The sequence below is a fragment of the Chelatococcus sp. YT9 genome, from assembly GCF_018398315.1.
In the GTDB taxonomy this organism is placed as follows: Bacteria; Pseudomonadota; Alphaproteobacteria; order Rhizobiales; family Beijerinckiaceae; genus Chelatococcus.
Genome location: NZ_JAHBRW010000001.1, coordinates 3,073,147 through 3,091,173 on the forward strand (window position 1 = coordinate 3,073,147; position 18,027 = coordinate 3,091,173).

The 18,027-nt window shown below is 59.6% G+C and carries 14 protein-coding genes, 1 tRNA gene and 1 pseudogene; 12 read left to right on the top strand and 4 right to left on the bottom strand.

Annotated elements, in window-relative coordinates; genetic code table 11:
• Positions 1 to 82: 82 nt before the first annotated feature.
• The 3 genes from KIO76_RS14110 (at position 83) to KIO76_RS14120 (ending at position 2,233) form a co-directional block, all read left to right on the top strand.
• Complete coding sequence (locus tag KIO76_RS14110) at positions 83 to 343, top strand: DUF3302 domain-containing protein (RefSeq protein WP_213323860.1); 261 nt, start codon at positions 83 to 85, stop codon at positions 341 to 343.
• The gene (locus tag KIO76_RS14115) at positions 340 to 1,281 is read left to right on the top strand and encodes an HlyD family secretion protein (RefSeq protein WP_213323861.1); all 942 of its coding nucleotides are present in this window, start codon (positions 340 to 342) and stop codon (positions 1,279 to 1,281) included. Before KIO76_RS14110 ends, KIO76_RS14115 begins: the two co-directional genes overlap by 4 nt.
• A 643-nt stretch (positions 1,282 to 1,924) precedes the next feature.
• Positions 1,925 to 2,233, top strand: coding sequence for a CsbD family protein (locus tag KIO76_RS14120; RefSeq protein WP_213323862.1), 309 nt, complete (start codon positions 1,925 to 1,927; stop codon positions 2,231 to 2,233).
• Positions 2,234 to 2,657: 424 nt separating this feature from the next.
• On the opposite strand, the gene KIO76_RS14125 is transcribed toward KIO76_RS14120, so the two are convergent.
• Together KIO76_RS14125 and KIO76_RS14130 are read right to left on the bottom strand one after the other, a co-directional pair.
• The gene (locus KIO76_RS14125) at positions 2,658 to 3,476 is read right to left on the bottom strand and encodes a hypothetical protein (RefSeq protein ID WP_213323863.1); all 819 of its coding nucleotides are present in this window, start codon (positions 3,474 to 3,476) and stop codon (positions 2,658 to 2,660) included.
• A gap of 99 nt (positions 3,477 to 3,575) precedes the next feature.
• Positions 3,576 to 3,833, bottom strand: coding sequence for a hypothetical protein (locus KIO76_RS14130; RefSeq protein ID WP_213323864.1), 258 nt, complete (start codon positions 3,831 to 3,833; stop codon positions 3,576 to 3,578).
• 144 nt (positions 3,834 to 3,977) lie between these two features.
• On the opposite strand from KIO76_RS14130, the gene KIO76_RS14135 reads away from it, so the two are divergent.
• The 7 genes from KIO76_RS14135 (at position 3,978) to KIO76_RS14165 (ending at position 12,756) form a co-directional block, all read left to right on the top strand.
• On the top strand, positions 3,978 to 5,789 hold the full coding sequence (locus tag KIO76_RS14135; RefSeq protein WP_213323865.1) for an adenylate cyclase: 1,812 nt from the start codon (positions 3,978 to 3,980) through the stop codon (positions 5,787 to 5,789).
• Positions 5,790 to 6,033: 244 nt separating this feature from the next.
• On the top strand, positions 6,034 to 6,507 hold the full coding sequence (locus tag KIO76_RS14140) for a hypothetical protein (protein ID WP_213323866.1): 474 nt from the start codon (positions 6,034 to 6,036) through the stop codon (positions 6,505 to 6,507).
• A 335-nt stretch (positions 6,508 to 6,842) separates the two neighbouring features.
• Positions 6,843 to 8,282: a DUF1254 domain-containing protein gene (locus KIO76_RS14145; RefSeq protein WP_213323867.1), complete on the top strand. Its 1,440-nt coding sequence runs from the start codon at positions 6,843 to 6,845 to the stop codon at positions 8,280 to 8,282.
• A gap of 439 nt (positions 8,283 to 8,721) precedes the next feature.
• Positions 8,722 to 8,798 (top strand) — tRNA-Pro (locus KIO76_RS14150).
• Positions 8,799 to 9,252: 454 nt separating this feature from the next.
• Positions 9,253 to 10,965 carry a family 16 glycosylhydrolase gene (locus tag KIO76_RS14155; RefSeq protein ID WP_213323868.1) on the top strand — a complete coding sequence of 571 codons (1,713 nt, stop codon included), beginning with the start codon at positions 9,253 to 9,255 and terminating at the stop codon, positions 10,963 to 10,965.
• Between the two features lie 746 nt (positions 10,966 to 11,711).
• Positions 11,712 to 11,927: a hypothetical protein gene (locus KIO76_RS14160; protein ID WP_213323869.1), complete on the top strand. Its 216-nt coding sequence runs from the start codon at positions 11,712 to 11,714 to the stop codon at positions 11,925 to 11,927.
• Positions 11,928 to 12,012: 85 nt separating this feature from the next.
• The gene (locus tag KIO76_RS14165) at positions 12,013 to 12,756 is read left to right on the top strand and encodes a Crp/Fnr family transcriptional regulator (RefSeq protein WP_213323870.1); all 744 of its coding nucleotides are present in this window, start codon (positions 12,013 to 12,015) and stop codon (positions 12,754 to 12,756) included.
• Positions 12,757 to 12,841: 85 nt separating this feature from the next.
• Here KIO76_RS14165 and KIO76_RS31365 read toward each other — a convergent pair whose 3' ends face one another.
• Positions 12,842 to 14,449, bottom strand: coding sequence for a family 16 glycosylhydrolase (locus KIO76_RS31365; RefSeq protein ID WP_213323871.1), 1,608 nt, complete (start codon positions 14,447 to 14,449; stop codon positions 12,842 to 12,844).
• Positions 14,450 to 15,075: 626 nt separating this feature from the next.
• Here KIO76_RS31365 and KIO76_RS14175 point away from each other — a divergent pair.
• The gene (locus KIO76_RS14175; protein ID WP_213325263.1) at positions 15,076 to 15,405 is read left to right on the top strand and encodes a DMT family transporter; all 330 of its coding nucleotides are present in this window, start codon (positions 15,076 to 15,078) and stop codon (positions 15,403 to 15,405) included.
• Between the two features lie 45 nt (positions 15,406 to 15,450).
• Here KIO76_RS14175 and KIO76_RS14180 read toward each other — a convergent pair.
• A pseudogene (locus tag KIO76_RS14180) lies at positions 15,451 to 16,221 on the bottom strand (prephenate dehydrogenase/arogenate dehydrogenase family protein); the annotation flags it as partial.
• Between the two features lie 432 nt (positions 16,222 to 16,653).
• Between KIO76_RS14180 and KIO76_RS14185 the strand changes: the two are divergent.
• A complete protein-coding gene (locus tag KIO76_RS14185; RefSeq protein ID WP_213323873.1) occupies positions 16,654 to 17,955 on the top strand; it encodes an MFS transporter in 1,302 nt (433 codons plus the stop codon).
• The last annotated feature ends 72 nt before the right edge of the window (positions 17,956 to 18,027 follow it).

Genomic DNA, 18,027 nt, shown 5'->3' on the forward strand with positions numbered 1-18,027 from the left:
GACAGAGCATTCTTCGTCGTCGTGACGAGCGGCGAGAAGCATTGTTTCCCACCTGCAGGGATTACAACAGGAGGTAATCGCGATGAGTGGGCTAGATATCTTCGCGTGGATCGTCCTCATAGTTCTGGTCGCAAGTTCAGCCTTCGTGGTCATCTTCATGGCGATGCTGCCGGGAATGATTGCGAAGAGGCGTAATCATCCCTGGGCTGAGGCGGTGACGGTTGGTGGCTGGGTCACGCTCTTCTTCGGCTTCGTATTCTGGCCCATCGTGTTGATCTGGGCTTATCTCGACATGCCCACCAAAGCCAATCAGCCTTCCGCCGAGCCGGAGGTCACGCGATGATTGTTGTCCTCCTCAATACCTATCTTGCTCTGCTTTTTATTTTGGTAAAATTGAGGATCGTACCTTTTAATATGTTCTGGAAAGTCTCGCCGGTTATTGTGTTCTTGCTACTGCTCATCGGGCTGTTCATACCGATGAACTGGGGCGCGCCGCAGGGGCCGGCATTGGTGGTTCGTCAATCGGTCGCTATTGTTCCCGAGGTTGCGGGGGAGGTCGTCGAGGTTCCTGTTCAGGCCAACCAGCCGCTCAAGGCCGGTGATCTATTATTTCAGATTGATCCCGTCCCCTTCCGGGCGCAGCTCGATGCCTTATCGGCACAGCTTAAGCTCCAAGAGACCCGCCTCGCCGAAATGGCACAGTTGCAGGCCCGTGGCACGGGCCGGGCTTTCGACGTCGAGCAGCGGCAGGCGGAGGTCGATCAGCTTAAAGCGCAGCGTGTGGGCGCTGAGTGGAATCTGGAGAAAACCTCCGTCCGCGCGCCGGCCGACGGCTATGTGACCAACGTGGCCCTGCGCAAGGGAGCGCGCGTCAGCAATCTGCCCCTCTCGCCGGTGATGGCGTTCATCGATACGTCGGACACAATTATCGGCGTTGAGATCAATCAGATCGACGCGCGCTATATCGAGCCGGGGCAGCCCGTCGAGATGACCTTCAAATTTGCTCCAGGTCAGATCTACACAGGCAAGGTCGAGAGCGTTTTGCAAGCGATTGCGACAGGCCAGACGCAGGTCTCTGGTACGGCGGTCGCGCCCGTCGCCATCCAGTCCTCTCCCTTCGTGGTTCGTGTGCGGCTGGATGACCAAGCCTTCGCTGCATCGTTGCCAGCTGGGGCGACAGGCGACGCGGCGATATTCACCAGCCACGTCAAGCCCGCTCATATCATACGACAGGTGCTCCTGCGCCAGATCGCCATTCTGAACTACATCAATCCGTTCTGAGAAGCGAGCGTCCAAAATAGGCTGATGTCGGCAGGCCCGAGGTGCACGTCCATGCCGGCCTGCGGCACCGTGGCGCTTTCTTCATTCAGAAGCGGGGTGGTCCCCGACCGCCCGAAAAGATGGGGGGAGAAAGGGCGGCCGGGGTAGCCCGCCCTGGGGGGAAGGCGAGCGGCACCAATCCTATCTCGGAATGCGACGAGATCATGTCCCTGCGGAGCAACGCGGTGGACAAGATGGAGCCCTGAATGAAGCGGGGTGATAGAGCGCCGGCTCGCTGGGTGATGAGCCCGCCCTCGATCGCCATTTCCGAGGGGCGGAGGCGATCGAGGGCTCTGGCCCTCAGGGCTCACAGCATCGCAGCCTTGCGGTGCCTCGGCACCAACGGCAAGCCATAGCCCTGAGAACCTGTCACCGAACTATCCGTTATGCGTTGCAATAAGGTGTGCTTGTCTAGACCGGTGAAAACTCCTCAGAATTTCCAAAGTTTCCGTGGCGCGCCCGGGGCGCGCGTGCGCGCAGGGCGCTGGTGTTCCCCGAAATGAGGCAGGGTCCGGCGCTCAAGCTCTCCAACTCCGCGTCGCAGCCTGTGCGAACCATTAGGCCATTTCGGCGTTTAGCAACCATCCTGATCAAGGAGGCGAGGATGAATAGAGACGAAGTCAAGGGTACCGTCACCGAACTTGGAGGTCGAGCAAAGGAGGCTGTTGGGGAGGCGATCGGCAACAATCGCGTTCGGACCGACGGCATTGTCGATCAAGTTGCCGGCGCCACCCAACATGCCTATGGCGTGGCAAAAGAGCGTGTGGCAGATGTCGCCGACGCTGGGCGCGCCTATTATGACGAGGGAGTTCACGCAATCAGCCGTCGTGTGGAAGAGCAGCCGATGGGCAGCCTTCTCACTGTAGGACTCATTGGCTTCATTGTTGGCTGGCTATGCCGGGGAAGGAACTAAACCGCAGCCGCCAAGAACGATGCCGCGAACCGGTCCGTTCCATGCGCTGATCACCGGATCAGGATGTCGGCAGAGAGTAGGTTCCCCGGTCGCCCTAGGCGGATGTCTGCCTTTTGGTAAGCGACCGGGGGCCCCGGTAGGCCCCCTGAAACTGAGATGCCCCCCACAGACCCATCTCAGTTCCCTCCCAGCCCCACGAAGCACGCTAACGAACCATGCCTTGATAAAACCAGCAAGGCATATTTCGCTTGTTCGGGGTGAAAATTATGAATTTTTTCTGATCGTTATGCTGTTTCTACCTTTTGTCTGCCAGATGCTGCATTTTCTCCTGGAGTGCTGTCACAAGCAGTGAAACAGAAGGACAGCGGAGGCCCCACTCTTGACGATGCAAAGGGAAACCGACTCCCCCGTCCCGAGGAAGATTTCAGAAATGGACTGCCATGCTCAAGAACGGTCCATGCATGGTCGTGTCGTAACGGAAGGTTCCGGTGCGATTGCCGCTGTCCTTATAGTCCGTATAGAGCGCGCGGTAGCCGACGGCTGTGGAGAAGCTCTCGGTCCATTTGTAGCCGACGGAAACCAGACCCTGTGATGTCAATTGTGAGCCTACGCCGAAGCCGCCGATGTCGGCGAGCGCGTTGAGGAACCAACGATCGTTAATGCGGTATTGCAGGGCCAGACCGACGATCGGGTCGAGCCAAGCCTTGGTTTGGTCGTTCGTGAGGTTGACGAAGGGGAGGATGCCGGGTGCCAACGTCGTGTCCAGGGTGAGGCGCTGGTAGCGCAGACCTGCTGTGACGCTGAGGTCGAGGTCGGGATTGCCAAGAGGTAGGCGGTATCCCGCGATAGCGGAAGCGATCAGGAGGCGCTGCTTGAGCTTCAAGGCTGGCTCATTGGCAACCTTCAGTTTGGCATCGTCGGAGAGTTGCGCCCAGACGAGATCGGTGAGAAACATCCAATCACCGTTCTTGGCGAGGAACGCGCCCATCACCGCGCCGTCCAGATGCCTCAAGACGTCACCAAACGATGCGTCTACCTTCGCCGGCGGCAGATTGCGCACGCCTATCGTACCATTGAGCGCTGTAGCCCAGCCATAGAGCGTCGCCTGGAAAGTCCAGCCTGCCGGAACCGCCGGTGGCGGTGCGGGAAAGGAGGAGGAGGTTCCGAGGTCTGCCGCGAAGCTTGGCTGCGGCAGCAGCATCAGGCCCAGAATTCCGGCCACCTTACGCAGAGTTCTCACCACGGCATTGATCTTTCTGGCCGAAGGCCACGGCTGGCTATCGCAGTCTCAGCCTTCACTGCGACGAACACAAGAAGTCATGACCGCCGTTTCTTGTAAAGGTCATGGGCGCTCCCGTGGGTAGCGCGCGTCCATGATTTCTGTGATTTCGGCAGCGAGACCAGCGACAAGCGATTTATACTCCGCGCAGCGCTCCTCCTTAAGCGGTACATCCATCTTCTCCCAATTGCGCAGGGCCGCTTCCGCGTCGGCGAGATCGCCGCAGAGCAAACGGAAGCTTTCGCTCTGCAGAGCGAGTTCCTCAATCGCCCGGCGCCGACCAGGACAATGCTGGATAGCGGCTAGCACGCCTCGGTGCATGACATGGCCCCTCTGATCCTGCTATCTGAGCGTAGTCGCGGCCGTATGGGGAGTATGTTACGGTAGTCAACATGGCATTGCCGCGGCCGTGGCGTGGGGGAAGCTCGGGTTGTGTGTTCGTGTAAGATCATGGCAGGTGCCGAAATGACCCGTGCCGGGGACCTGCGGGACGCACACTGCGAGGAAGCGTCCCCCGCCGACGTGCGCGTCCAATGCGAGCGGATCCTGGGCAGCCCGGAGTTCAGGGCGCCCGAGAGAGCGCGCAACTTCCTGCGTTACGTCGTGGAGGAAACCCTTGCAGGCCGATCCTCACGCATCAAGGCGTTCTCCATCGCCATCGAGGTCTTCGGTCGCGACGAAACCTTCGACACGCAGAACGATCCGGTCGTGCGGATCGAGGCCGGGCGGCTACGGCGCGCCCTGGAGCGTTATTATCTGGTTGCCGGTCAGGATGATCCGGTCCTGGTCGACATCCCGAAAGGCGGATATGTCCCTGTCTTCACGCGGCGGCATGGGGGGAGCCTCACCCCAGTAACGGAGGAACTCCAGCGGTCCGATCCGCCGATCGAGGAAACGCTGCAAGCCGCGCCAGGTCGATTATCGTTCCGGTGGGCAATAGCCGCCGCGGCCGTTGGCCTTGTCCTTCTCGGCGTCGCCTATATCGCGTTCGCATCAGGCCTTTTCCGGGGTGGAGGGGCGACGGTCAATCCGGACGCCTTTCATGGCGGCCCGTCAGTGCTCGTTCGGCCTTTCGCCGATTTGGGAGGTGACGGGAACAGCGCGCTCTACGCGGCAGGCTTTACGGAAGATGTCCTCTCGCAGATCGCGCGTTTCAAGGAACTGAGAATTATTGGCAGCGCGACGTCAAGGAGCTTGCCCGCAGGAGCGGGGGTGTCCGATCTCCACCGCATGCTCGGCGTGCGCTACATTCTAGAAGGCGCGGTCAGGGTTTCTGACGGGCGTTTCAGGGTGACGGCTCGTGTGGTGGACGCGGGCACCTCCACGATCATCTGGTCCAACGCCTATGAAGAGGAGTTGCGGTCCGGGGATCTCTTCAAGATTGAAGTCGAGCTTGCGAGTAAGGTCGCGACGGCGGTCGCGCAGCCCTATGGCATCATCTTCCAGGCCGACGAGCGACGCGCGGCTCACGCGCCGCCCGACGATCTCGAAGCCTATAGCTGTACCTTGCGGTTCTATGGCTATCGGGAGGTTCTGAGCGCCGAAGCGCACGCGGCCGTCCGCAATTGCCTGGAACGTGCAGTCAACCGGCATCCGAGCTATGCCACCGCCTGGGCGATGTTATCGTATATCTATCTCGACGAGGATCGATTTGGCTTCAATACCCGACCGGGGAGCAGGCCCCTTGAACGCGCCCTGGATGCTGCCCGACGGGCCGTACGCCTCGATCCGGAAAGTGTTCGTGCACACCAGGCGTTGATGATGGCGCTTTTCTTCGTCGGCGAGCCGGAAGAGGCGTTACGCGTGGGAGCCTACGCGTACGCCTTGAATGCCAATGACACCGAACTTTTGGGCGAATACGGCAGCCGTTTAGCGCAATCCGGCGAGTGGAAACGCGGAGCGACCATTATCGAGGAGGCACTCATCCGCAACCCTGGTAACGCCGGCTACTACACCGGCATGCTCGGGTTCGCTGCCTACATGCAGGGCGACGATGCCCGCGCGATCACATTTATCCGCCGGGCGGACCTTCAGAAATTCCCCCTCTATCACGTAATTGCAGCGCTGATTTACGCGCGCGCGGGGCTAAACGAGGAAGCGGCCGCGAGCCGCAGGCAATTCCTGGCGATGCGGCCGCATTTCTTCGACGATTTGGAGGGGGAACTCGCAAAGCGCAACTTTCGCGCTGAAGACCGCCGCATTCTGACCGAGGCAGCCCGCGCCGCGGGCTTTCCCGTTCCCATGGCCTCGCAAGCGGCGAAGGGGATGCAGCATTAGCGTGAGCGCTCTAGCGAGGACGGCCGGATCGTTTTCGTGGTGAGCATTGGCTTTGGCCACACGGCTAAGGGCTGCTAGGGCCGATCTGCGCCACAGAACATACCGTATCCTACCGTCTGTAGCGGTGAGGTGCGGCTGCGGGGCTGCGGTTACGGCGTTAAAATCGATCCACTTTCGCTGGCTGACGGTTTGCCGTGCGCCGGCACGACGATCATGGCGAGATCCCGTGGCGTCAGGAGGAAACATGGAATCGCTTGCGCCGGGGGCTTGGACCGCGGACTGGTTATGGGGGCTGCCGCTCATCGTGCTGGCATCGATCGTTCACGTTCTCGGCTTGGGGACCATCGAGATCGGTATCGACAGGAGCCTCAGGCACGGAGCCCCATGGCGGCCGCGCGTCACCTTCGTGGTTGTGGTGGGATCGACCGTTCTGGCTGCCACGATATTGCATGCCATCGCAGCCATGGTCTGGGCCGGCGCCTATCTGTGGCTTGGCGCGCTTCCGGACGCGCGCTCGGCCATGCTCTATTCGATCGGCGCGATGACGACCTTTGGCCACGCCAATATCCAGTTGGCCGGCGCGTGGCAGATGCTCGGCGCGCTCGAGGCACTGAACGGCATGCTGCTATTCGGCCTCACCACGGCATTTCTCTACGCCACGATCCAGAACGTTCGCGGGGTCATCTTGCGTGAACGCGGAACAATACGCCATGGCTGAATTGTGCCCGCCTGGCTATATTCATGCCGCCTCGGGGGCGGAATGGCTGCCCTGAACATCACTAGAAGAACGGCGCCGTTTCAACGGCGTCATTTTGTGACAGCTCTGTTCAAGCTCCTGTGAGATGCTGTATCCTCGCGTAACCTACTCCCGCTCGATCCGAACTGGGATCATAAGCCTGTCGTCTCGATGCTCCTAGTATTCGTCCGCAGTCAACGTCGGCCCGGCACGTCCCAACTCGCGGAACAGCTCAAGCGATTCGCGATGAGCCGAAGCGGACAATGCTGCGTGAAGGGCATAACAACCTCAAGAAATTGGTTTCCCAGGAGGCCACCATGAAAATCTCGCGTCGCGCTGTATCCGCAGGCGGTCTGGGGCTACTTGCCGCAACCGCTCTTTCTCCGGCCCATGCTCTCGACGGCCCGATCGCCGACCTCGTAGATGGCTCGGAGGATTTCTGGCTGGCCGTGGAAGCCTATATCTACGGCTATCCCCTGGTGACGATGGAGATGACGCGGCGGGTGCTGACGAACGTCCCCGCGGTGGAAGGCACCAAGGGGCCGATGGGCCAGATCATCAAACTGCGTGAATATCCGAACGCATCGTTCAAGGACGTCACGGCCCCCAACGCCGACACTCTCTACACCACAGCCTTCGTTGACGTGGGCAAGGAACCATGGGTCCTGTCCATCCCCGCGATGGACGACCGATACTACCTGTTCCCCATGCTCGACGGCTGGACGAACGTGTTCCAGGTTCCTGGCCAACGCACCACGGGTGGCAAGGCGCAGCAGTACGCGATCACCGGGCCGGGGTGGCAAGGCACGCTTCCGGCCGGCGTCACGCAATACGTCTCGCCGACGAACCTCGTCTGGATTCTTGGCCGCATCTACTGCACAGGCACGCCGGAGGACTACAAGGCTGTTCATGCGCTCCAGGACCAGTGCAAGCTGGTGCCGCTCAGCAGCTACGGCAAGGATTGGCAGCCACCGCCCGGCGTGGTTGACCCGAGCATCGACATGAAGACGGCCGTCCGCGAACAGGTGAACCGCATGGATGCGGTCTCATATTTCACGCTGCTGAGCGATCTGCTGAAAACGAACCCCCCGTCCGAAGCGGACGCGCCCATCCTCGAGAAGATGGCGCGGATCGGGATCGTGCCGGGCCAGGACTTTGACAAAAGCAAGCTTGATGCCGCCTTCGTGAAGCGGATTCCGGAGATCGGTTTCGCGCGCATTATGATGCATTTCAAGTTCAGTGACGGCGACATCAAGGACATCAACGGCTGGGCCTACACGACCAAGACCGGCCTCTATGGAACGGATTACCTGCAGCGCGCCCTGATTGCGGCGATCGGTCTTGGCGCCAACCGCCCGCAGGACGCGATCTATCCCACGTCTCTGAAGCAACGCGACGGTCTCTTCTCTCGCTCTTATGACGGCGCGAACAAGTATGTTCTCACCTTCCCGAAGGGGCGGACCCCGCCGGTGCGTGGGTTCTGGTCCATCACCATGTATGATGAGAAGTATTTTTTCGTCGAGAATCCCATCAACCGCTATTCCATCAGCCCGAGGCAGGACCTGAAGAAGAACCCCGATGGTTCGGTCGATATCTACATCCAGAACGAATCGCCCGGCGCTGACAAGGAGGCAAACTGGCTGCCAGCCCCCAAGGGCAAGTTCATTCTGATGATGAGGCTTTACTGGCCGGACGAGAATCATCCATCGATCCTCGACGGATCATGGGTCATTCCGCCGGTCAAAAGGCTCGGCTGAGTTCTGATCGCGAGCGAAACGCTGCGCAGCAGCCGGGGATGCCCCCTGGGCGGTTCCCCGGCATGTGGAACGGTAACGTCAGTTCCGCTGGCGCCTCAAAAATGAAGCTTCGGCAATGTGCCGGAGGTACACGTAAAACGTGTACGTATAGAGTAATATTCCCAATAGGCTGAGCTGCGCCGCGGCACTTCTCAAGCCGCACGCGCCTGTTGGCGCTTCATGTCGCTAGGGCGTGCCGCGGCCGGACAGTTGCGGTCGCAGCCGTTGCGGGAATAGATCCTTTATTCTCAATCGAGTAGGTGGCGGCGACTCCGGGGGGGCCGGACGCCGCGTGAAAAGAATCTGCATCTGCTGTTGAATAAGATGCATCTGATCTCGCATCATGGCTTGCAGACCGGCGAGCGCAGGGCTATAAGACCGGCCTCGCGGCAAGCGATGTCGGAGTGTAGCGCAGTCTGGTAGCGCACCTCGTTCGGGACGAGGGGGTCGGAGGTTCGAATCCTCTCACTCCGACCATACGCCGCAAGGGTTTCAGTCCCTTCACCCCAGATCCACGGCGGACGTTACGGTGGATATTCACGGGGCCTGATCCGCCCATCTGAACGAGCGCTGTCCGGCGGTATTTTCCAGACGAGAAGACTTTGCCTTACGCCCGACCTCGCAATGGCGCTTATTGTCTGGTCGAGGAGTGATCCTGGTCGAAGCTCAGGAGCGGTTTGCTACCAGGCAACTGGCTGACGAGAGGCACAAGCGTCAACACCACGCGATGGGATCACGAGCACCGAGACACGCTGGCGTTCGCCTACCTAGGCCCGATGAAAGCCGCGCGTCGCGGCTGACAAAGAGTTGATGCGCCGGCCGCAGGCAATCCGCAGCAACGATGCAGAAAATCTGCCCAGCTTTACAGTAAGTTAGCGGGAGCCTCGGTCCTTTTCCGCTCTTGAGATGCAAATACCAACATTGAGACGCCATGCCTATTGTCGCTGGCATCCCCAACCTGACATATCACTGGCAACAGCTGATGGCCGCTTTCATGGGAAGCGGGCTTGTGATGCGTGGGGGTTTCCAGATGTCAACACAGCGTACAGAATCAGAGATCCTGTTGAGCGATGATTTCAACGGGAACGGTCCAATCGACTCAAGCAAGTGGGACTTCAATCACTGGCAGGCAAACGACAATCCAGCGTTTTACAACGGCACGAACGTCCGCCAGTCCTTGCCCGTCATGAGCGATGGGGTGATGCGCCTCCGTCTCGACACGTACCACGATGGCAATCGCGATTTTCCGCAATATGCGCCTTCGTTCCTGGGCAACGAAGCCATCTCACTTCAGAAGTTCAGCCTCGACAACGGGCCTTTGGCCTTCGAGGCGCGAATGAAATCCGACCAGACGCAGCCCGGGATTGTCATAGGGTTCTTCACCTTCGCCGGCCCGCGTGCGTCGCATGACGAGATCGATTGGGAGCTGATGTCCACGCGCTACAACGTGGCGCAGACCAATCCCTACCATAATGAAGACCTCTCCGAGGGGCACCCGAAGGACCACGATCTACCTGGTGGGCAGGGAGTTTATCATGACTATCGGATCGAGTGGTACAAGGGCGTCGTGATCTGGAAGATCGATGGGACGATTGTTCGTACCGAAACCTCGATCGTTCCTGAAAAGCCGATGAACGTGCATTTCAACATCTGGGGAGCACCGAGCGACTGGGTCGGCGTCGGCGATCCCTCGCTGACGGCAACGCGCGACCCCAACCAGAATCGCACCTTCTACGCCAGCGTCGATAGCGTCCAGGTGGAGCGTGTGGCTCAATCGGCGGGTTCGGCGGAGAGCGAGAACCTCGTCGGCACGGCCGGCGGCGAACATCTCTTTAGCGATGCGGGGAACGACGTCCTGCACGGTGCCGGCGGCGACGACGTCCTCGATGGCGGTGATGGCTACAACGCCGCGACCTACGCTGGGCGTGCGGATCATTTCGCGCTCAGCATGGATGCGGCACAACGTGCCGTCATCGTCGACGACCGCAGCGATGCCGAAGGCACCGATGTTGTCGTCAATATGCATGAGCTGCGCTTTGCCGACCAAACCATCGATCTCGTGCCGATGATCAAGGCAGCTAACGCCGATGCCGCAGACCTTGGAATGATCATCGATCTCTACACGTCGTATCTCGACCGCGCGCCCGACGCCATGGGGCTGTATTTCTGGACGAGTCTCCTGAGCGACGGGGTGGCCATTGGCGATATCGCCGAGCAGTTCTTTGCGGCGGCTGAACCAGGTCGCTTCGCCGGCAAGTCGACGGGCGAGGTCGTGGATCTGGCTTATCGCGAGATTCTAGGCCGAGCACCGGACGCCGATGGTTTCGCTTACTGGGTCGATGCCGTCGAAAGCGGCCGGTTGAATATCGAAGACGTACCGTTGGCCTTCATTCTGTCGGGGCGTTCGGGCGGGGCAGGCGCCGACGGTGCGCAACTCATCGAGAAAGCCGAGATTGCCGCCTATTTCGCCCTCGAGAAGGGGCTTGGCGATGGCGAAGGCGCCAAGGCCGTACTGGATGCGACCGACTTCGCGGCCGCCAAGGCCCTCGCGGATCTCTATGCTGCTGACGCGGCGGGCGAGAACGGCCAATTGGTGGCAAGCCTCCTCGGCACCGATGTCGCCGACTACACCTTGGCTGCCTGACAGATTGCGGCACGTCTTGAGATCAGCTGTCGCCAGCCTTCCCGGCGGGCGGCAACCTGACGGCGGAGGGCCTTCTCTTTGATCATCCCTGGTGGGCTGGTCTGCTGTGAAAGGTCGTGATGGGGCTGGAATGGCCTGTTTTTGCGTGCCACGTCTCCAGGACCCCATCGATGAACGAGCTTCCCCACTTCTCCCAACTTTACCGTGCTCGGCTGTACTTCCAGCAATCATCTGCCTTCAAATTGGTTAGTGGGTTGTATATAGCAGTACCTTGCGTTCGCCTTGTCAATTTTTGCGAGGCCGCATTCGTGCTGGTTATTTGAGGTCAACAAAACGTGGATGCGGGAGAAACTCTCATTCAAAGAGTAAAGCCTTTTCCCCACCTGCTATTTCCTCAAGACTGTTTACGACTGGCTGGATAAACTTACGCCCGAAATCTCTCGCGTCGGGCGGAGAGCGCGTCCTGCGCCGCCGGGACGGCATTCCCCGCGCGAAGGGTCATCTGATCCGAATACGCTGTCTAGATTGCTTGATGATATGGGCCCTTAAGCGCAGCAACAGCCACGAATTCTCGGACAGCCATGCTGCACGCGGGTTATCCAGATTTGAGCGCTAAGTCCACCTGCCGCCAATCCATCGCCCCATTCCCACGGTGCGCTACCGTACAAAGTGTGCAGCCGGCGAGCATTGCCTAGCAAATCCGGTCACTCTGAACGTATAGGTGATGTTGATAACCGGAGAGGCATATGACGAATGAGCAGCAGGCCCCGTCTCAGTCCTACCGCTTGTTTGTGGTTACAAATACCGGATCGCTTCTCGGCACCATCGTATTTGATCGACGCGCTGATGCGGCCGCTCTCAGTGGCACCCAGCAGGAGCACATCGCAGAAGCCTGGAAGGCAAAAGGCTCGCCGGTGCATCTGGCGCCGTCTGTCGAACTTTCCCCTATAGGGCCTTCCTAGAGATTATCCCCTCCCGCGACCTCACATCGGCTGCTGCACCATCGAGCCATTTCCGGCCGAGCCCCGTTTATGTCGTGAGTTGTGTATGCCTGAGCTTCTTGCCCGAACGCGGAACGGGGTTTTATCCAGCCTATCTCTGCCGGAAAAGGCCGTTTTGGCACCTCTTCTCGAGACGGTTGATCTTCCCAACAAAGCTGCCTTGGAGCTCGCCAACACTCCAATTGAGCATGTATACTTTCTGGAGTCTGGAATTGCATCCACTTTCACAGTGGCATCGTCACGTCAGCGGGCGGAGGCTGGACTCATTGGACGTGAAGGTCTGACCGGCTTGCCTGTCTTGCTCGGGATGGCTCAAGCCCCAAGCGAAACAATCATGCAGGTTACGGGGACTGGTTTTCGAGTCCGATCGCACGATCTGCAAGTCGTAATGCGTCATCATGAGGCGATACGGCAGAAGCTTCTCAAATTTGTGCTGGCCTTCCTGATACAAATTGGCTTTACCGCCCTTAGCAGGAGCCGTCTCAAGATCGAGGGGAGACTTGCACGGTGGATATTGATGTCAGCGGACCGCATGGATGACATCGATTTGCGGCTTACTCATGAATTTTTTGCCGATCTGATGAGCGTTAGGCGGGCGAGTATCACCGAGGCGATCCAGATGCTTGAATATAGGGGCCTGATACGCGCGGGACGACAAAGGATCGTGATACTGAATCGAACCGGCCTCCAGATGTTGACGATGGGAATTTATGGCGTCCCTGAGGCCGAATATGCTCGCCTCTTTGGCAAGAGCGTTTTCGACACCAGTTTGGCCTCGCCTGCTAAGTAGAGCAGCGCGCGACCCGTGAACTGGTGGCATGCGCTGTTGGAAGCGCGTGCGGCCCCTGAGGCGCCCGCACGCGTCCAGGATATCCTTACGCAAAAGCCGGGTGGTCCTCGGTCGAAATGCCAAGAATGCGGGTGACGAGCTGCATCGTGTCGCCGTTTTCTGCCGCGGATGCGTAGCCGTCCACGAGCGCGCGCCCCGCATAGAGATTTGGAGCGTCGAGAACGCTGCCGGCGTCGGCGCCGTCATTCAGTCCGTGCTCGAGCGCGTAATACGCGCTCAGGCTTGCCTTGGTCTTTACAATTTCGCCGTCTTGGCCAGCCTGGCCACTGGCTGACTGGATGAGAGCCAGGGCAAAATCACTGGCCGCGAGCTGGCCGGTTTCGATCATCCGAACCCAGAACTTGAGCCCATCGCTATCGGGCGCGCGGCCGAGGATGTCCATATAGGCTTGTGTGACCGCATTGGCCACAGACTGCCCTGTCGGCCGTGATCCCTCGGCTTCAGCGGAATCGTAGAAGCGCTGTGCGAGCTCGTCCAAGCTCATACCTTTGGCGTGCTCGACCGCCCAGAAAAACAGGCCGAGCGCATCAGGTGCGCGGTCGAAGTAGGCGTTGTAGAGGCTGATGATCGGCGCGAAGTCTTCCGCGTGGAGGTTCGCCGCCGCGAGCATCGATGTAAGGTCTACCGTCTGCCCATCAAACTCTGCATTTTCCACATTCGAGAGAGTATCCACGCCCTCAGCACCGGTGCGGTCTGCTACACTGAGCGTTCGCTCGCCTGAACGGGCGCTGATCGCGAAGCTGCTCGCCGCTGCCGTATACACTGCCGTGTCATTGCCCGCGCCGCCTTCGACGACATCGTTGCCGCCACCGCCTGTCAGCCTGTCATCGCCATCGCCGCCGTCGATATACTCATGAGCCGCGGTCCCCATGAGCGTATTGTGCGAGGCATCGCCCGTGACGCCAGCAATCTTCTCAACCTTCACGTCGTCGACATCAAAAAAGAAGGACTGGTTCTGGGCCTGGCTGGCGGCCGGCCGAAGGCTCGAATCGCCGGTCGGCCAGGACGCGGGTGGCGCCCAGATGTTGAAGTGCAAGGCCATCGCCTTGTCTGGTACCAAATTGGTTTCGGTACGCACAACCTGGCCATCGATCAGCCACCGCACCATGTTGGGCAGCCACTCGATCCGGTAGGTGTGGAAATCAGCCAGCGAGCCGCTAATCGGATAGGAAATGGGGTGGCCTTCGCCGAGCGGCTCGTTGTGATAGATGTTAGTCTGCATTTCATTGAAGCGGTTCGACATCGCTTCAAAGTCGATTTCGTCATGATTGCCCGGTGGGCCGGCAAAGGTGAAGAAGCCACCGATGATGCCACGTTGATCCTGTTCGTAGCGGACCCGGGCCTCGAAGGCGATTGGCCCGTTGCTGAGATCGAACAGCCGGTTGGTGATGGCCTCAGAGCCTACGAAAGACGTATGGTTGGGGTCCGTTGGATTGAAGCTGTCGAGCTGCAGGCGCATCACACCGTTTGAGGCTACGGGTAACGACTGCCGCTGCTGTGTATTGCCGTAATGGGATCCGCCACCATCCGGCGGTGTCCAAACATTGTAGTGCCATTTTGCTGAATCAACCGGTCCGTTCGTTGAGAAGTCATCGCTGAAGATGACTTCCGAACCTGTAAGCTGTGACGCCATGTTACCCCCCGTGTCCGGTTGCTCAAGCCGGAGCCATATGCAAAGCAGTTCCGGAATCTATGTCGCATGGCCTTTTTCGCTCCGGAATTGCGAGGGGCCCGAAGATATGGAATGCCCTTGTTCGTTTAGGAAACGATCAACTAAGTATCAAAAAATAATATACCGCGATCCGCTGCGTCAAAGCAAGACACGCCTTATGGTTCAAGCGTAGCGCACGCGACCCATGCGAATGGCCGCTTCGTTCCGTGAACATGCTTCCCCGCCGCATGGCGTGATAGGGTTCCGATCCGCGAAACGCTAGCCATTTCAAGCTCTAGCTGCAAAAAGACGAGGTACGAGCGCGTGCGAGCGATTGCTAGACAAGAGGAAGCCCGCATTGTGAAATCTCCGGACGGGCTGCGCACCGGATGCATAGACTACGAATACAACCTATTATGCGAGAACATTGATTTATACTGTAATCTATACTTGTGTTGCCGGTGCGTGTGTCGGACGCAACCGGCCACGCGGCGTGCCGAAGTGCTAGCGCTTCCAATGTGACTGGACAGAGGGGCCATGCCGCCGATATCGACATGGGTCGATCCACATTTTTATCGCTCGGGTGAGAAGCCGTAGTGTCCAACACATTGAGCTATATCTTTCTCCTCATAGCCATTGTCGCTGAAGTTATCGCCACCTCGGCGTTGAAGGCCTCCGACAGTTTTACCCGCCTCGGTCCGTCGCTCCTGACAGTGGCCGGCTATGCGCTGGCGTTCTACTTCTTGTCTCTGACGCTGCGTACGATGCCGACCGGCATCGCCTATGCGATCTGGTCTGGGGTGGGCATCGTGCTCATCTCAGCCGTGAGCTGGATATGGTTCAAACAGAGCCTGGATTGGCCGGCCTTGCTCGGGCTTAGTTTGATCATCGCTGGGGTCATCGTTGTGAACGTTTTCTCGCGATCGATGGGCCATTGAAGTCTGGAGGGCGCTCGCCGCTCCTTCCGGAAGGGAAGCGGCTGACGCGTCGGCAGCATGGTCCTCAAGCTCCTGATCAAGGGCCGCGGCCAGAGTGAAGAAGCGGTTGCGTACCGCCAGCGCATAAGGATTGGAGCGCTCGATCGCCTGAAATACGGCGGGAGAATCATGGCGCACCATGCCGACCGCCTGCATGATCAGATCAAAGCTGCGGGTCGTCATGCGGGTGGGTAACGGCTCCATCTTCACCAGGACCTTGGCAATGAGATGGGTGAGCCCCTGAACCACGGCAGCGTCCCGGTCGTGCGCTTCCGGGGTCGTGACAATCACATCGAGGCCGAGCACGTGGCGTAGGAACGCCGCCACCCTCAAGCCGCGACGGCCGCGGATCGGGCAGACGGCGATTTTCAAGCCAGCGACGCCATCGCGGGCACTCTGCGGACCGAAGAGAGGATGCGTCGCCACAATATCGACATTGGGTGGCAGTCCGCGTGCCATGATCTCGGCCGGGATCACCTTGACCGATCCCACGTCGAGGACGAGCGTGCCTGCGCCAAGATGCGGCGCGATACCAGCTATGGCGTCTTCCAGGGCGCTGACCGGTGTGGCAAGGACCACGATCGGGCAGCGCGCTGCCGATGCCATGTCGGTGATTTCAACGGCTGTTTGGCCCTCAAGCGGTCCGGTGGTAAAGGCCGGATCATAGGCGCGGATGCGGAAATGAACGCCGAGCTGCCGGGCCATAAGCCGGGCAAAGGCGCCGAAACCGATGATGCCAAGGAGAGGAGGCTGAACCGTATTCTGGTGGACTTGCATGGGCTGACCTCTGCAGGCGGCGTGCCAGGGAGGTCTTTGGAAACAACCGCTGGCCACGCAGCGGTTGAAAGATGACAAAGCACCTCGCCGCTAAGGAAGCGGCGCGTAGTAAAGTCCGGCAAGGGCGAGGTGTATCTTCATAGGCCGCCTCGTAGAGCATCCGCGCTGGCGCTGTCAATGGTTTATGGCGATCATTTCTGACGATCAGCTTTTGATGCATAGCCTCTCCGATTATCGCACGGCATTCCATGCAAAATGCATATGGCACAGCTTGCTGCCACGAGCGCCGCGTGCATGATGCGCATATCTGAGGCCAAGTTTCCCGTAACCCATGCATTCAGCGAGGGTTAGCGGGCGGCGTTGCGTGGAGCAAGACCCCGAACATGCCGATATGGCCAGTAGAACCGCTTCGCGTAAGCCGATGGAGATGGCATGTCCGTGACGACCACTGATTTCGCTGATGCGCGCCGGCGCCTCAAAGCAATCTTTATCGGTTCAATCGGCAATCTTGTCGAATGGTACGATTTCTATGCTTATACCGCCTTTGCGCTGTATTTCGCGCCGGCATTCTTCCCATCGAGTGATCCAGTGGTCCAGCAGCTCAACGCTGCCACCCTGTTCGCCGCGGGCTTCATCGTGCGGCCGCTGGGCGGCTGGCTCTTCGGCCATCTGGCGGACCGATACGGGCGGCGCCTGTCCTTAACAGTGTCGGTTGTCATGATGTGCTTTGGCTCGCTGATCATCGCCGCCACACCCACTTATGCGACCATCGGCTTCGCGGCGCCGGCATTGCTCGCCCTGGCGCGCATCATCGAGGGGCTTAGTCTCGGCGGTGAGTATGGTGCGAGCGCCACATACCTCAGCGAAGTCGCCGAGCCGGCTCATCGTGGATTTTACTCCAGCTTCCAGTATGTGACGCTGATCGGCGGGCAACTCACCGCCATCCTTGTCCTTCTGCTTTTGCAGAACGTCTTTCTGACTCACGAGCAGCTGGTCGCCTGGGGTTGGCGTATTCCCTTCATCATCGGAGCGTGTCTCGCCGTTTTCGCAGCGGTGATGCGGCGCGATATGCATGAGACCGAGTCATTTCTCGAAGCGCGCAAGGTCGCCCAGCGGGAGAGCTCACTACGCGGCTTGCTTCGCTACCCCCGCGAAGTCGCGATCGTCGTCGGTCTCACGGCCGGCGGTACCGCAGCCTTTTATACCTTCACGACCTATATGCAGACATTCGTGCGGCAGACGGCTGGCTTTTCGGACATCGTCACCACCTATGTCATCGCTGCGTCGCTCATCTTCGCCGCAATTCTGCAACCGCTTTACGGGGCTCTTTCCGATCGCATTGGCCGCAAGCCTCTCCTCGTCTTTTTCGGCGTCGCCGGGACGCTGGCGACCGTGCCGCTGCTCAAGATCCTGTCGCAGACCCAGTCGCCGGTCATCGCCTGCCTTTTGATCTGCGCCGCATGGGTCTTTACGGCGGGCTACACCTCGATCAATGCCATCGTGAAGGCCGAGCTCTTCCCGACGTCGATCCGCGCGACGGGCGTCGCGCTTCCCTATGCCGTCACGGTTTCGGTGTTCGGCGGGACAGCGCCGGCGATTGCTCTGTGGTTCAAGCAGATGGGCCACGAGGAGTGGTTTTACTACTATCTCGCGGGCATCATCTTCATCTCGCTGCTCGTCTATAGCCTCATGCGCGACACGAAGCATGCCTCCGCCATGGACAGACATGTGTAGGGCAGATGCGAGCTCTCCTGCACGGCCTGAAATCTGCTTCCGCCCGCCAGATTCGTGAATTATGAGTGCGCT